Source organism: Streptomyces sp. NPDC005931, assembly GCF_042871235.1.
GTDB lineage: Bacteria > Actinomycetota > Actinomycetes > Streptomycetales > Streptomycetaceae > Streptomyces.
Map to the genome: position 1 here is coordinate 53,719 of NZ_JBIAIG010000021.1, position 14,922 is coordinate 68,640.

Here is a 14,922-nt window from a genome sequence, read left to right on the forward strand (position 1 = left end):
CCGCCCGGACTCAAATGTGAACACCGCTTTCGAAGGGATAATCAGTGCCTGACCAAATCCGGATATCATCACCATCCCATCGAGTCCAGGGAGAGACGGAAACCCAGGCCGATTCCGAACCGGCCGACGCGCCGAACGACCTGCCGCCGGCCGGCGCCGGACAGGACGCGCTGTCGCAGCACGCCGAAAATCCGGACCGCGAGCCCTCCCGTCGGCGCGCGGACCGGGCGGGCTTGTTGGTGGCCGGAACCGCGCTGGCCGCCTGCGGCGGGCTCGTTTTGTACGGCGTTCTCGACACCGGCGATGCTGACGACCCGCCGGAGCGGCGCATTCCCACCGCCGCGGTCACCTACGAAGTGACCGGCCAGGGCACCGCCGACATCATCTACCAAGCCCGCAGTGAAACCGGCCAGGCCATCGTCCTCAAAGCAGCCGCACTGCCGTGGCGCAAGACCGTCCACGTCCCACTCGGCAAGGATCCGATCGTCAACATCGTCCTCGGTGAGAAGGGTGGACAGGCCCGCTGCGCCCTGGCCATCCGCGGCACACACGTCCAAAGCGCCACCGCCACCGGCACGTTCGGCCGCGCGACATGCTCCGGCACTCTTCCCCGCCGGACAGCGACCGGAGGCTGACATCCCAGCGCCAAGCCGAAGTCGCTGCGACGGCCCTTGTCCTGCGTCACGCCAATGTCATCGAATCCGCGCGTGCGCCCCACCGGCGGCCATTGTTCTGGCCGAGCTGATCCGGATGCTGTCGGCACGCCGGGGGGAGGGCGCCAGGCGCCAGGGGATCTGCGTGACGTACACGCCGCGGGACCAGCCGTCCTCGTTGAGGTTGAAGTCGTCGGTGGTGGCGGGCGTGGTCCGCGGGTGGCCAGGCTCGGGTGCCACGCGACGACCGGCGGGGAGCCGACCGGCGCCGGCCGGCGCCTTGTCGGCGACTCCGCACCGGTTCGCCCTCGGCACGGGCGGTCCGCTCCCCCCCGTTGTCCTGATCACCCGGTCGACGGCTTCACACCCCCGCTCCGACGATCACCTGCCCGCGGCCGGCAACGGCGTCGACACCGCGGCCGCCATCGCCCCGCGCACCTCGCCGACGATCAACCGCAGCGCGGGGGTCGCCGCTCCGCCGCGCTCGGTCAGTTCCTCGATGCGCCGCTCGTGGCCGGCCGGGTCGCCGCCCTGAAGCAGCGTGCGCAGGCCCGCCGCCGCGGCCAGGGCGACGGCGGCCGCGTCCGCCCCGGAGACGTCCGCCGGGGGCTGGGTGCCGTCGAGGATGCGGCGGGCCCGGTCGCGCAGGGCGTCCACCCGGCCGACGCCGTCCAGGACGTGGTCCACCGACGGGAACAGCCCGAGCACCCGCCTCTTCTCCGCCCGCAGGTACCCCTCGGCCACCAGTTGCTCCCGGACCGCGTCCAGGGTGTACCGGGCGCGCAGGGTCACCCAGGTGCGCCAGCGGTGCGGGCAGGACTCGCCGACCAGCTCCAGGAGCCCGTCCAGGACCGCGTCCCCGGTGCGGGTGTCCAGGTCGCGCGGGGTGGCGATGCCGTCGTCGTCGATCAGCAGACCACGCTGGGCCAGATCGGTGAGGGCGCCGGCGCGCACCAGAGGGGGCAGGCGGGCCGGGTCGGCGACCTCCCGCCGCGCGGTGTCCCAGGCCAGCAGGTAGAGCCGGGCCGGCAGCGAGAGCGGGCCGTTGGACACGGGGCCTCCTCGGGGCGTGAGGTCGCGATCACGGTAAGGCGTTGACAGCGGATCCGGCCTCTCGTACGGTGTACAGCGGTCCTGTTGCCGTCGATTGGAGAAGGACGTTGCTCGTCTGAGGTCCTGAGACACCGCGTCACACCGCGAAGGTGTGTGCGCAGCGTGCGACCTCGGCGTTCGAGCCGTCCTTGCGGAACAGGGCTTTTCTCATGCCCGGTGCTTCCCTCCCGGCCGTCCCGGCCTTCGGTCGTCGTCTGGCGGTGTCTCGATACGCGTGTGCCCCTGACCGCTCCGAGCAACCGCGGAGGTCCGCATGACCGCATCCATCACCTGTACGTCCCTTTCCTTCACCTGGCCCGACGGCACCCCCGTCCTCGAGGGTCTCGACGTCGCCTTCGGTCCCGGCCGGACCGGGCTCGTCGGTGTCAACGGTTCCGGCAAGTCGACCCTGTTGAAGCTGATCGCAGGCGAACTCGCGCCGAGCGACGGCACGGTGCACGTCGCCGGGGAGGTGTGCCACCTGCCGCAGAACGTGACGCTGGACACCGCGCTGCGGGTCGACCAGGCTCTCGGCATCGCCGCCCGGCGGGCCGCGCTGCACGCCATCGAGACGGGCGACGTGACCGAGGAGCACTTCGAGACCGTCGGCGACGACTGGGACGTCGAGGAGCGCGCCCTGGCCACGCTCGGCGAACTCGGTCTCGGTCACGTGGACCTGGACCGCACGATCGGCGAGGTCTCGGGCGGCGAGTCGGTGCTGCTGCGGCTGGCCGCGCTGCTGCTGCGCCGGCCGGACGTGCTGCTGCTCGACGAGCCGACCAACAACCTCGACCTGTACGCCCGCAGACGGCTGTACGCGGCCGTCGAGCGCTGGCCGGGCGTGATGGTCGTGGTCAGCCACGACCGCGAACTGCTGGACCTGGTCGACCAGATCGCCGACCTGTGCGCCGGCGAGGTCAGCTGGTACGGCGGCAACTACTCCGCCTACGAGGAGGCCCTGGCCGTCGAGCAGGAGGCGGCCGAGCGCATGGTGCGCGTGGCCGAGGCCGACTTCCGCAAGCAGAAGCGCGAACTGTCCGACGCCCGGATGAAACTGGCCCGGCGCAAGCGGTACGGGCAGAAGATGTGGGATCAGAAGCGTGAGCCGAAGATCGTCATGGGAGCCCGCAAGCGCGCGGCGCAGGAGTCCGCGGGCAAGCACCGCATCATGCACGAGGAGAAGCTGGCCGAGGCCAGGGAGCGGCTCGACGAGGCGGTGGAGGCCGTGCGGGACGACGACGAGATCCGCGTCGACCTGCCGTACACCGCCGTACCGCCGGGGCGCGGCGTGCTGACCCTGCTGGACCTGGAGCTCGCGTACGGGTCCCGGGTGCGGTGCGGTCTCGACCTGCGGGGACCGGAGCGGGTCGCGCTGATCGGGCGCAACGGCGCGGGCAAGACGACGCTGCTGCGCACGATCGCCGGGGAGCTCGAGCCGCGAGCGGGCGAGGTGACGGCGCACGTCCCCCTGCGGTTCCTACCGCAGCGGCTGGACGTCCTCGACGGGGAGCTGAGCGTGGCGGACAACGCGGCCCGGTTCGCGCCGGACGCCACCAACAACCGCGTCCGGGCACGACTGGCCCGCTTCCTGTTCCGCGGCGCCCGCGCCGACCAGAAGGCGGCGACGCTGTCGGGCGGCGAGCGCTTTCGGGCGGCGCTGGCCGCGCTGATGCTGGCCGAGCCGGCGCCGCAACTGCTGATGCTGGACGAGCCGACCAACAACCTCGACATGGCGAGCGTCCGTCAGCTCACCACGGCGCTGGAGTCCTACGAGGGCGCGCTGATCGTGGCCGGCCACGACCTGCCGTTCCTGGAGTCGATCGGGATCACGCGGTGGCTGCTGATGGAGGAGGGAGAACTGAAGGAAATCACGACAGAGGCTGTCGGGTATCCGGCCTAGCGTCGGGCTCATGCCCGCCTACATCAGGCTTACCGGAGCCAGGGAGAACAACCTCAAGGACGTCACCCTCCGCATTCCGAAGGACCGGCTGACCGTGTTCACCGGTGTCTCGGGGTCGGGGAAGTCGTCCGTCGTCCTCGACACGATCGCGGTGGAGTCGCAGCGCCGGCTGAACGAGACGTTCACGTGGTTCGTCCGCAACCGGCTGCCCAAGTACGAACGACCGCACGCGGACGCCATCGCGGACCTCTCCCCCGCGATCGTCGTCGACCAGCGTCCGATCGGGGGGCACTCGCGGTCCACGGTCGGCACCATGACGGACGTCTGGTCGGTGATCCGGGTGCTGTTCTCCCGGCACGGCACCCCGAGCGCCGGTCCGGCGACGGCGTACTCGTTCAACGATCCGTCGGGCATGTGCCCCGAGTGCGACGGCCTGGGGCGGACGGTGCGTCCCGACTGGGACCGCATCCTGGATCCGGACCGCTCCCTGGCCGACGGGGCGGTCCGGTTCCCGCCGTTCGCAGCGGGGACCTGGCAGGGGCAGGCGTACACCAACAGCCCCGATCTCGACCCGCACAAACCGGTCGGGCGACTCACCGCCGCCGAGCGCGAGTTCCTGATGCGGGGGCGCCCCGGCAGCAAGGTCACCGTGAACGGCACGGGCGGCACCTGGACCACCGAGTACGAGGGACTCGCGGACCGCTTCGAGCGGCTGTACCTCAAGCGGGACCTGTCGGCGATGAGCCAGAAGACCCGCGACCTGGTGCGGGAGTTCCTGGCCGAGGGCACCTGCCCGGCCTGCCGGGGCGCCCGGCTGAACGAGGCGGCGCTGGCCACCCGGATCAACGGCCTGTCCGTCGCCGACTGCGCGCGGATGCAGGTCACCGACCTGATCACCGTGCTGAAGGAGATCGACGACCCGGTCGCCCGGCCGATCGCGGGGGCCGCCGTCGCCGCGCTGGAGCGGATCGAGCGGATCGGCCTCGGCTATCTCAGCCTCGACCGGGAGACGTCCACGCTGTCCGGCGGGGAGGGCCAGCGGCTGAAGACGGTGCGGCACCTCGGGTCCAGCCTGACCGGCATGACGTACATCTTCGACGAGCCCAGCGTCGGACTGCACCCCAGGGACGTGCACCGCCTCGGCGAGCTGCTGCTGCGGCTGCGCGACAAGGGCAACACGGTGCTGGTCGTCGAGCACGACCCGGATGTCATCGCGCTGGCCGACCATGTCGTCGACATGGGCCCGGGGGCCGGCACCCGGGGCGGCCGGGTGGTGTTCGAGGGAACGCCGCGGGAGCTGGCCGCCTCGGACACGCCGACCGGACGGTGCCTGGGCCGGCGCACGGAGGTCAAGGACCCGGTGCGGCAGGCGCGCGGGGAGCTGTGGGTGAAGGGCGCCGACCGGCACAACCTGCGGGACGTGACGGTGCGGTTCCCCGCCGGGGTGCTGACCGCGGTGACCGGGGTCGCCGGTTCCGGCAAGAGCACCCTGGTCGCCGCGTTCACCGCCGCCCACGGGGACGCCGTGGTGGTCGACCAGTCCTCCATCGGGATCTCGGCGCGGTCCACACCGGCGACGTATCTCGGAATCATGGACACCGTGCGCAGGATCTTCGCGCGGGAGACGGGGCGGGACCCGGGCCTGTTCAGCTTCAACTCCGCCGGTGCCTGCGCGACCTGCGAGGGGCGCGGCATCATCCACACCGACCTGGCCTTCATGGACCCGGTGACCACGACCTGCCACACCTGCGGTGGCCGGCGCTTCGACGACGAGGTGCTGCGCCTGGCGGTCGGCGGGCGCTCCATCGCCGACGTGCTGGGGATGACGGCCGACGAGGCGCTGTCCTTCTTCGACGACCCGGGCGTGCGCCGCCGGTTGCACGCGCTGCGGGACGTCGGGCTCACCTACCTCACCCTCGGCCGGCCGCTGTCCACGCTCTCGGGCGGCGAGCGGCAGCGCATCAAGCTGGCCACCCGGCTGCACCGCACCGGAGTGGTGTACATCCTCGACGAGCCGACGACCGGGCTGCACATGGCGGACGTGGACGACCTGGTCGCACTGCTGGACCGGCTCGTGGACGCGGGGAACACCGTGATCGTCGTCGAGCACGACCTCGATGTCGTCGCCCGTGCCGACTGGGTGATCGACCTCGGCCCGGACGGCGGCCGCGACGGCGGCCGGGTGGTCTTCGAGGGGCCACCGGCGGACCTCCTGGAGGCCGAGGGATCCTTCACCGCGGAGCACCTGCGGCTGACGGTACGGGGGAACGCGGCCCTGGGCCGGGGCCGCGACCCACGGTCGGCGTAGGGGTGACGGGACCGGGCGGGGGCACCGCCGCGCGTGGCCGGCCGAGGGGGGCGACCGCAGGAGGCGGGCGGGCCTGGGTCGGGCGGCCGGGCGACCCCACGGCACGGGGTCGGCCGGCACGGACGGCAGGGCGACCCGGCGGCACGGGGTCGGCCCGCGGGGCGGTCGGCGCGGCCCGCGGCCGACCGGCGGGTGACCGCACCGTGCCGCGGTGGCGGGGCTGAGCCCTCGGCTCGGCCGGGGGACGATCGGGCCGCACAGGGGCGGGTCGCCCCCCGACGGGTGGGTGGTGGACCGTAGCGGGCGGGTGGATCAGGGGGCGGTTCGGTTACCGGTGGTATATCTCATGGGGGTCCGGGGATGTCGCCGTCCGGTCCCGCCTTGCATGATGGTCCGCCGACGGCCGAGGGACACCGGTGCTCCGGACAGGACCTCGGCGCGGTCCCGTTCCACCCGTCCGATCGGAGTCGTGCTCGTGCCCAGCAAGAAGGCCCTGGTCCGCCGCCCCAGCCCCCGACTGGCCGAAGGGCTGGTCACCCACATCGAGCGGGAGGGTGTGGACGTCGACCTGGCGGTGGAGCAGTGGGAGGCGTACGTGGAGGCGCTGCGCGCCCACGGCTGGGAGACCGTCGAGGTGGAGCCGGCCGACGACTGCCCGGACTCCGTGTTCGTCGAGGACACGGTGGTGATGTTCCGGAACGTGGCGCTGATCGTCCGGCCGGGTGCCGAGTCGCGGCGCGGGGAGACCGCCGGGGTCGAGGAGGCCGTGGCCGGGCTGGGCTGCTCGGTGAACTGGATCTGGGACCCGGGCACGCTGGACGGCGGCGACGTGCTGAAGATCGGCGACACCGTGTACGTGGGCCGGGGCGGGCGCACCAACGCGGCCGGGGTCCAGCAGGTGCGGGCCGCGTTCGAGCCGCTGGGAGCACGGGTGGTCGCCGTGCCCGTGAACAAGGTGCTGCATCTGAAGTCGGCGGTCACGGCGCTGCCGGACGGAACGGTCGTCGGCCACATCCCGCACATGGACATGCCGTCGCTGTTCCCGCGTTTCCTGCCGGTGCCGGAGGAGTCCGGGGCGCACGTGGTGCTGCTGGGCGGCGACGCACTGCTGATGGCGGCGAGCGCACCGAGGACCGCGGAACTGTTCGCGAACCTCGGCTACGAGCCGGTCGTCGTGGACATCGGCGAGTTCGAGAAGCTCGAGGGCTGTGTGACATGTCTCTCGGTGCGACTGCGCGAGCTGTACGCCTGACGGGCGCCCCGCTCCCCCCGGGCGGCCCAGGGACCTGCGCATCCCGGGGCCGTGCGCATCGACTCCGCTCGGCCGGGAACCCGGGGGCTGATCAGCGGACTTTACGGCGCCCTTAACCCGGCTTCGTAACCTACGGCTTCGTAGCCTACGATTCCGTAGGTTTCCGGCGCCGCGGTGTCCGCGCCGCAGGCCGGTCCCTCCCCTCGTGTCCCGTCCCCCTGGAGTTCTCGTGACGATCGCTTCCCCTCACCTCGGCAGCCCCTCCGTCTGGACCGACGCCCGGCTGTTGTACGCCTTGGAGGAAGTGGTCGAGAAGGAGCTCAACCGGCACCTGACGATCGCCAAGGACTGGATGCCGCACGAGTACGTACCGTGGAGCGACGGCCGCAACTTCCCCGGGCTCTTCGAGGACGGCGAGGCCTGGGACAAGGAGCAGTCCAAGGTCACCGAGGTCGGCCGGATCGCCCTGGTGGTGAACCTGCTGACCGAGGACAACCTCCCCAGCTACCACCACGAGATCGCCACCCTGTTCGGCCGCGACGGCGCGTGGGGCACCTGGGTGCACCGTTGGACCGCCGAGGAGGGCAGGCACGGCATCGTGATGCGGGACTACCTGCTCACCTCGCGCGCGGTGGACCCGGACAAGCTGGAAGAGTTCCGCATGTCCCACATGAGTGAGGGCTTCGAGTCGGACAACCGCCACTCGATGCTGCACTCGATCGCCTACGTCGCCTTCCAGGAGCTGGCCACCCGCATCTCGCACCGCAACACCGGTCACCAGTCGGGCGACCCGGTCTGCGATCGCATGCTGGCCCGCATCGCGACCGACGAGAACCTGCACATGGTCTTCTACCGGAACCTGCTCAAGGCGGCGTTCGAACTCGCCCCCGACCTGACGATGCAGGCGGTGCGGGACGTCGTCGTCAACTTCCGCATGCCCGGCCACGGCATTCCCGGCTTCGAGCGGGCCGCCGCGCAGATGGCGATCGGCGAGGTCTACAACCTGCGCATCCACCACGACGACGTGCTCCAGCCGGTGCTGCGCTTCCTGAAGATCATGGAGATCGACGGGCTGGGCCCGGAGGGCCTCAAGGCCCAGGAGGAACTCGGGCTCTTCATGGGCGGCCTGGACGCGGAGGCCCGCAAGTTCGACGAGAAGCTCGCGGCCCGCAAGGCCCGGATGGCGGCTCGGGCGGCGGGCTAGGCACCGTCCCCGGGAGGCACCGGCGGGCGGAGCGGCCGGATTCGAACGGCCGGAGTGCTCGCCGGTGCCGTAACGGTTCTGCACCGCTGTCCGCCCCCGGCCGGGAGCACGTCGCTGTGCACCCGCGCCCCGCGGCTACCGGCCCGCGCGCCGCAGTTCCATTCGTTCCTTCTCCGACAGGCCGCCCCAGACGCCGAAGCGCATGTCGTTGGCCAGGGCGTAGTCGAGGCAGTCGGCGCGGATGGGACACAGGCCGCAGATGCGCTTGGCGTCGCGGACCGAGCTGCCGGGTTCGGGGAAGAAGAAGTCCCCTCCGGTCTGCGCGCACAGCGCCTCGTCCTGCCAGGCGAGGTCGGGCGCCGGAAACGTGTCGATGTGCATGGCCGGAAGCGTGCCGGGCGGCCACAAACGTTCGATCAACGTCGTATCAACGCCGTACGGCCGGGCGCTGCGGAGGGGGCGGCAGGGCGCGGGCGGCCGGACGATGATGGACCGGCCGGTGCCGGGAGCGCACGGCGGCGCGCGGGGAGACACCCGCGGGGCCGCCGCCCCCTCGGCGTCAGGTCTGCCGCGGGTCCCCCTTGAGGACCGCGAAGCGCGCCCCGTAGGGGTCCTCCAGGCGGGCCAGGCGTCCGACGCCGGCGACGGACGTGGCGGGCAGGCGGACCCTGCCGCCCAGCTCGACGGCCCTGGCGACGGTGGCGTCGGTGTCGTCGACGCCGAAGTAGGGCAGCCAGTACGGCCGCCCGGACTCGGCCTCCGTGGGGTCGTCGGACAGGGCGACCAGTCCGCCGAACATGCCGTCCTCGTCCGTGCCGGCGGGGTTGACGGCCGTGTAGACCCCGCCGGGGAAGGTCACCGCCGAGGTCTGCCAGCCCAGGACGGAGTGGTAGAAGGCGGCGGCGCGGGCGATGTCCGCGGTGTACAGCTCGACCCAGCACAGGGAGCCGACGTCGCCGGCCGCGTCGAAGCCCTCGAGAAGCGCGGGCTCCCACACGCCGAAGGGGACGCCCGCCTGGTCGGTGAGGACGGCCATCCTGCCCTCGCCCATCACGTCCATCGGCGGCACGGGCACGTTGCCCCCCGCCTTCCGGGCGGCCTCCGCGGTGGCCTCGGCATCGGGAGTCCGGAAGTAGACCGTCCACGCGGGCGGGCCCTGCTCGGGCGGGTTGCGCATCCCTCCGGCGACGGTCCGGCCGGACCGCTGGAAGAAGCCGTAACCGCCGGCCTCGGGCCCGGCCGACCGGAATTCCCAGCCGAACAGGCTGCCGTAGAAGGACGTGGCACCCTCGATGTCGGGGGTGGCGACGTCGATCCAGTCGGGCGCGCCGTCGACGAAGTGGGTGGTGAGCATGGTGCCTCCTTCGCAGAGGTCCCGTCCCCTGCTCCTGCCGAGTCTTCCACCGGCCCCCGACGATCGCCGGGCGAGCACCCGGACGGCCCTACCGGCGCCCGGGTCCCGGGCGCGCGGCGCCGTGCACCCAGGGGCAGCCGGTCAGGCGGAGGCGCGCCGGACCAGGGTCGTCGGCAGGATCACGCTGGACGGGGCGCCCCCCACGTCGTCCTGGGACGCGCCGCCGCGGTCGAGGCCGCGCAGGAGGAGGCGGGCCATTAGGCGGCCCATCCCCTCGATGTCCTGGCGGACGGTGGTGAGCGGGGGGTCGGTCTGCTCGGCGAGCGGCACCATGTCGTCGAAGCCGACGACGGCCACGTCGTCCGGCACCCGCCGCCCGTGCTCGCGCAGCACCCGCAGGGCACCGGCGGCCGTGAGATCGTTGGCGGCGAACACCGCGTCCAGGTCGGGGCAGCGGTCGAGGAGTTCGCGCATCGCCCGCTCGCCGCCGCCCGCGGTGAAATCGCCCTCCACGACGAGTCGCGGGTCGGCGTCCACCATGACGTCCCGGAAGCCGTCGAGCCGGTCCACCGCGGAGGTCTGGTCGAGGGCGCCGGTGATGTGCGCGACCCGGGTGCGGCCGAGGGCGAGCAGATGCCGTACGGCGTCGCGGGCACCGCCCCGGTTGTCGCTGTCGACGTACACGGCGCCGTCCCGGCCGTCGCTCCAGTCGGGCCGGCCACCGAACACCGTCGGCACGCCCGCCTGCCGGATGAGTCCGGGCAGCGGGTCGTCGAGGTGCAGCGAGAAGACCAGCGCGCCGTCGACGTGGCCGCCGGCCAGGTAGCGGGCGACGCGTGCGTGGTCGTCGCGGCCCTCGGTGAGCAGCAGCACGAGCTGGTTGTCGTGGGCCGTGAGCTCCTTGCTGATGCCGCGCAGCTGCCGGGCGAAGAAGGGGTCGGCGAAGACGCGGGTCTCCGGTTCGGCGACGATCACGGCGATGGCGTCGTGCCGCCTGGTCACCAGGGTGCGAGCGGCCTGGTTCGGCACGTACCCCAGCTCGTCCACGGCCCGCCGCACCCGCTCGACCAGGGCGTCCGTGACTCCTTCGGCGCCGTTGACCACGCGGGAGACGGTGGCCCGCGAGACCCCGGCCCGCGCGGCCACGGCCTCCAGGGTGGGGCGCGGCGCTGTCTCGGTCACTGGGGGCTCCTCACCTGCGGCTCCGGGACAGGATAGCCCCGCGGCCACGGCGCACGAGAGCGCTCTCGGGTCGCCAGGACGGGTGGGCCGGACCGTTCGCCGAGTCCTGGATCCCTTCGTCCCGCGTTCCCGGGTCGCGGGCCTCGCAGGGTTCCTCAGTGCCGGTGCTCCTCCTCCCGCGGGCCCCCGGAGTCCGCAGGGCCGGTGTGCTCGTGCGGGTCGTGGCCGGGGACGGTGCCGTCCGGCTTCCTCACCAGGAACAGGCCGACCATCCCCATGTCGGAGTGGCTCTGGACGTGGCAGTGGTACATCCAGGCACCCGCGCCGACGCCCTCTCCCGCGATCACCTGGAAGCCGAAGGAGTCCGCGGGGCCCACGATCTTGTTGTCGATCACCCGACCGGGGTCGTCGGGGCCGGTGAGCGTGCCGGTGCGGTTGTCGGCCCAGCGGTGACCGTGCAGGTGGAACGTGTGGTAGAACTCGCCGTGCGTGATCACGACGAACTCGACGCGGTCGCCCACGGTGGCCTCGAAGTCGGGCCCGGTGTGCGCGGGCCGGTTGTTGATCGTCATGTCGTTGAACACGACGGTGTGCGTCCGGTCGGGCAGTACGTCCCCCTTGCGGCGCACGATCACCGGGCCGTACAGGCCGTTGCGGATGCCGCCGGTGCCGTGATCGGTGCCGACGACGTGGTCGTGGTAGTGCCAGTAGCCGGCACTGCCCGCCCGCCACGTGCCGTCCTTGCGCCGGCCGGGGGTGTGGGTGCGCCAGGTGTAGGTGCGGGTGCCGCCCGGCTCGACGTGGCTGCGGTTCTGCCGGGTGCCGTCGCTGGAGATCTCGTAGTCCAGTCCGTGCACGTGCAGGCTCACGGCGACGTCCATGGTGTTCTCGAACTCGATGTGCAGGGTGTCGCCCTCGTTGAGCTCGATCGGGGGCCCGGGTACGGACGCCTTGCCCTTCTCGAATCCGTAGCCCATCTGTCCGCCGGCGAGTCTCTCGGCATACATCCTCACGCGTCTCACCTCGCCTCCGGCGGGCGCGGTCCGCGCCGGTCCGGTGGCGCTCCGGGCCTCGGCCGTCGGCGACAACGATGTCGCCACCGTCGCGCCGCCCAGCAGCACACTCCGGTTGAAGCCGCGCCTGTCCATGCCCAACTCCCCCCTGCCGTACGGAACATGCCTGGACTGCCCGCGCAAGTCCTGACTGTCGTGCGCCGGTTGAATCCGTTGAACCGTAGCCGCCGTTCCGCTGTTCCTCCACGCCCAGGACAAAGTTCGGCTCATCCCGGTCATAGGTATTGGCGCGAGACGCAAAGGGGTCTAGCTTCCATGTCGCCGTTGCCGCGACCGAGGAGAGGTGGGTGGCACATGCGGTTCCCCCCGCACATGGGGTTCCCCGCGCACCGACAGCCCGTGCGCTTACGAGGATCGAGCACCGCGAGCCCGAAGACCACGAGAACGCCGAGAACGGCGCGAACCGCACGGCGGACACGGGTCGCCGCCGTGACCGCCGGAATCCTCGGCGCCGGGCTGCTGCCGGGACACGCCGGCGCGAGTACCACGCCGGATGCGCCGCCGACAACGATGTCGATCGTCTCGCCCCCAGGCGGCGCGAACGTGCGGGTGCTGCTGTTTCACGGGTCCGCCGCGGCCGGTGACGAGTCGCCGCTCGTGAACGCCGGCATCGAGGCGATCGAGCGGATCGGGCTGTCCGGTCCGGCGGACCAGCGGTTCGGGGTCACGGCGACGGACGACGCCTCGGTGTTCACCGACGGCAGGAAGCTGAGCCGATTCAACACCGTCGTGTTCCTCACCGGCGGCGGTGACGTCCTCGACGCGGAGCAGGAGGCGGGCCTGGAGGCGTACATGGAGGCCGGTGGCGGCTTCGTCGGCATCCACGACGCGGCCCGCGCGGAGCCGTACTCGGACTGGTTCACCGGGCTCGTCGGCGCCCGCCCCGCCGCGTCGGGCCCGGCCTCGGTGCAGCGGGCGACCGTCGAGGTCGGCGACCGGCGGCATCCGGCGACGAAGGGCCTGCCGCTGCAGTGGAAGCGGCCGGACACGTGGCTGAACTGGGAGAAGAATCCGTCCGGCGAGGTGCACACCGTGGCCCGGGTGCGCGAGTCGACGTACCGCCCGGGAACGGGCGCGAACGGCTGGGACCACCCGGTGAGCTGGTGCCGCGACTACGACGGCGGACGGTCCTTCTACACCGGCATGGGCGGCACGGTGTCGTCCTACGACGAGACCGACTTCCGTGAGCACCTGCGCGGCGCCCTGCTGTGGACGGCACGGCTGGTGCGGGCCGACTGCACGGCGACGATCACCGGAAACTACCGGGCCGAGCGCCTCACCCGGCCCAACCGGCCCGGTGAGAACGACCAGATCGGCGAGCCGCACGGCCTGGTCACCGCCCCCGACGGCCGTGTCTTCTTCATCGGACGCGGCGGCGGCGACTCCTCCCGGCCGGTCGTCACCGACTGGGACGACCCGGACATCGGCCGGGGAAGCGGCGAGATCCACGTCTACGACCCGAGGACGGGGAAGGTCACCCTGGCCGGCGCACTCACCGTGTTCGGCAACAAGGGCGGCGGCGGCGAGCTCACCAAGGTCGAGGAGGGGCTGCTCGGCATCGAGCTGGACCCGCGGTTCGAGCGGAACGGGTGGGTGTACCTGCACTACACACCCCACTCGGAGATCGACCGCGACAGGCGCACGGCCGAGCGGCGTGTCTCCCGGTTCACCTACGACCACGCAGCCGGGACGCTGGACCTCGGCAGCGAGAAGGTGCTGCTGAGGTGGCCGGTGCAGATCCACAGCTGCTGTCACGCGGGCGGCGGCATGGCATGGGACGCCGAGGGCAACCTGTACATCGCCACCGGTGACAACAACTCCAGTGGCTTCAGCGGTGGTTACTCGGGCAACAACCCCCAGCCGAACTTCAAGGGCCTCTCCTTCGCGGACGCGCGCCGCACCGCCGGCAACACCAACGACCTCAACGGCAAGATCCTGCGCATCCACCCGGAGCCGGACGGCACGTACACCCTCCCCGAGGGCAATCTGTTCACCGGGAGGGAGACCGCCGAGGGCGGCGGCAAGACGCGCGGCGAGATCTATGTGATGGGGGTGCGCAACCCGGCGCGCATCTTCGTCGACAAGGAGACCGGCATCCTCCACGCCGGCTGGGTCGGCCCGGACGCCGGGCAGCCGTCGACGACCTGGGGGCCTGCGAAGTACGACACGTTCGCCGCGATCACCAGGGCGGGCAACCACGGCTGGCCGTACTGCATGGGCAACAAGCAGCCCTACCGCGACCGCAATCTGCCCGACCCGTCCAAGCCGCTGGGCTGGTACGACTGCGACCGCCCGAGGAACGAGTCGCCGCACAACGACGGCCTGGTGAACCTGCCGCCGGTAACGGCCAACACCATCTGGTACTCCCCGCAGGGCGGCGCCCCGGACTTCCCGCGCGACGCGAACGGCGTCCCCTCCTACAGGTCCGAGGAGGCGACCTACCGGCTGCCCTGGCTCAGGGGCGGGGGCCAGGCCGCGATGAACGGTCCGGTCTACCGCTACGACGAGACCGGCACCAGCGGCACCAAGTGGCCGGAGTACTGGGACGGCAAGTGGTTCGTCGGCGACTTCTACGACGCAGACCAGCCGCGCCACGCCGTGCTCCTGGACCCCAGGACGGTCGCGGACGGCGGACTCCCGGTGCACGCGGAGTCGCTGAAGAGGATCGTCCCGGTCGGCAACGACGGCATAAGGAACCTGATGGACTGGAAGTTCGGTCCGGACGGTGCCCTGTATGTACTCGACTACGGGCGCGGCTTCTTCACCTCCGACACGAAGTCCGCGCTGTGGCGGGTCACCTACACGGGTGGCGGGCCGACCCCGGCCGCCGACCGGCTGGCGAGGGGGACCGAGTGAGGCGCACGACACGGCGAGGGCGAGCATGGGGAGCTCTGTTGGCCGCCC

The 14,922-nt window shown here is 72.1% G+C and carries 12 protein-coding genes; 6 read left to right on the top strand and 6 right to left on the bottom strand.

Going from position 1 to position 14,922, the window contains the following annotated elements:
• Positions 1-44: 44 nt before the first annotated feature.
• On the top strand, positions 45-635 hold the full coding sequence (locus ACFYOV_RS31375; protein WP_389093566.1) for a hypothetical protein: 591 nt from the start codon (positions 45-47) through the stop codon (positions 633-635).
• 57 nt (positions 636-692) lie between these two features.
• On the opposite strand, the gene ACFYOV_RS31380 is transcribed toward ACFYOV_RS31375, so the two are convergent.
• Together ACFYOV_RS31380 and ACFYOV_RS31385 are read right to left on the bottom strand one after the other, a co-directional pair.
• Positions 693-893, bottom strand: coding sequence for a hypothetical protein (locus ACFYOV_RS31380; protein WP_389093569.1), 201 nt, complete (start codon positions 891-893; stop codon positions 693-695).
• Between the two features lie 141 nt (positions 894-1,034).
• Entirely contained in the window at positions 1,035-1,706 is a 672-nt protein-coding gene (locus ACFYOV_RS31385; RefSeq protein ID WP_389093571.1) for a GPP34 family phosphoprotein, read from the bottom strand.
• 313 nt (positions 1,707-2,019) lie between these two features.
• Here ACFYOV_RS31385 and ACFYOV_RS31390 point away from each other — a divergent pair, with 313 nt between their 5' ends.
• The 4 genes from ACFYOV_RS31390 (at position 2,020) to ACFYOV_RS31405 (ending at position 8,409) form a co-directional block, all read left to right on the top strand.
• The gene (locus ACFYOV_RS31390) at positions 2,020-3,645 is read left to right on the top strand and encodes an ABC-F family ATP-binding cassette domain-containing protein (RefSeq protein ID WP_389093574.1); all 1,626 of its coding nucleotides are present in this window, start codon (positions 2,020-2,022) and stop codon (positions 3,643-3,645) included.
• Positions 3,646-3,655: 10 nt separating this feature from the next.
• Positions 3,656-5,953, top strand: coding sequence for an ATP-binding cassette domain-containing protein (locus ACFYOV_RS31395; RefSeq protein WP_389093577.1), 2,298 nt, complete (start codon positions 3,656-3,658; stop codon positions 5,951-5,953).
• A gap of 475 nt (positions 5,954-6,428) precedes the next feature.
• On the top strand, positions 6,429-7,205 hold the full coding sequence (ddaH, locus tag ACFYOV_RS31400) for a dimethylargininase (RefSeq protein WP_389093658.1): 777 nt from the start codon (positions 6,429-6,431) through the stop codon (positions 7,203-7,205).
• Positions 7,206-7,434: 229 nt separating this feature from the next.
• On the top strand, positions 7,435-8,409 hold the full coding sequence (locus ACFYOV_RS31405) for an acyl-ACP desaturase (protein ID WP_389093579.1): 975 nt from the start codon (positions 7,435-7,437) through the stop codon (positions 8,407-8,409).
• Between the two features lie 135 nt (positions 8,410-8,544).
• Here the strand turns inward: ACFYOV_RS31405 and ACFYOV_RS31410 are convergent, their stop codons facing one another.
• From ACFYOV_RS31410 to ACFYOV_RS31425, 4 genes are all read right to left on the bottom strand, one after another.
• The gene (locus ACFYOV_RS31410) at positions 8,545-8,790 is read right to left on the bottom strand and encodes a WhiB family transcriptional regulator (protein WP_389093581.1); all 246 of its coding nucleotides are present in this window, start codon (positions 8,788-8,790) and stop codon (positions 8,545-8,547) included.
• Between the two features lie 178 nt (positions 8,791-8,968).
• Entirely contained in the window at positions 8,969-9,763 is a 795-nt protein-coding gene (locus ACFYOV_RS31415) for a VOC family protein (protein WP_389093583.1), read from the bottom strand.
• Positions 9,764-9,904: 141 nt separating this feature from the next.
• A complete protein-coding gene (locus tag ACFYOV_RS31420; protein WP_389093586.1) occupies positions 9,905-10,945 on the bottom strand; it encodes a LacI family DNA-binding transcriptional regulator in 1,041 nt (346 codons plus the stop codon).
• 155 nt (positions 10,946-11,100) lie between these two features.
• Positions 11,101-12,093: a multicopper oxidase domain-containing protein gene (locus ACFYOV_RS31425; RefSeq protein ID WP_389093588.1), complete on the bottom strand. Its 993-nt coding sequence runs from the start codon at positions 12,091-12,093 to the stop codon at positions 11,101-11,103.
• Between the two features lie 237 nt (positions 12,094-12,330).
• On the opposite strand from ACFYOV_RS31425, the gene ACFYOV_RS31430 reads away from it, so the two are divergent.
• Complete coding sequence (locus ACFYOV_RS31430; protein WP_389093661.1) at positions 12,331-14,874, top strand: ThuA domain-containing protein; 2,544 nt, start codon at positions 12,331-12,333, stop codon at positions 14,872-14,874.
• Positions 14,875-14,922 lie beyond the last annotated feature (48 nt).

Excerpts from the sequence above, each read along its gene's own strand:
- ACFYOV_RS31410 (WP_389093581.1), bottom strand. The coding sequence starts at position 8,790 with ATGCACATCGACACGTTTCCGGCGCCCGACCTCGCCTGGCAGGACGAG.
- ACFYOV_RS31430 (WP_389093661.1), top strand. The coding sequence starts at position 12,331 with ATGGGGTTCCCCGCGCACCGACAGCCCGTGCGCTTACGAGGATCGAGC.
- ACFYOV_RS31390 (WP_389093574.1), top strand. The coding sequence starts at position 2,020 with ATGACCGCATCCATCACCTGTACGTCCCTTTCCTTCACCTGGCCCGAC.
- ACFYOV_RS31415 (WP_389093583.1), bottom strand. The coding sequence starts at position 9,763 with ATGCTCACCACCCACTTCGTCGACGGCGCGCCCGACTGGATCGACGTC.
- ACFYOV_RS31395 (WP_389093577.1), top strand. The coding sequence starts at position 3,656 with ATGCCCGCCTACATCAGGCTTACCGGAGCCAGGGAGAACAACCTCAAG.
- ACFYOV_RS31425 (WP_389093588.1), bottom strand. The coding sequence starts at position 12,093 with ATGGACAGGCGCGGCTTCAACCGGAGTGTGCTGCTGGGCGGCGCGACG.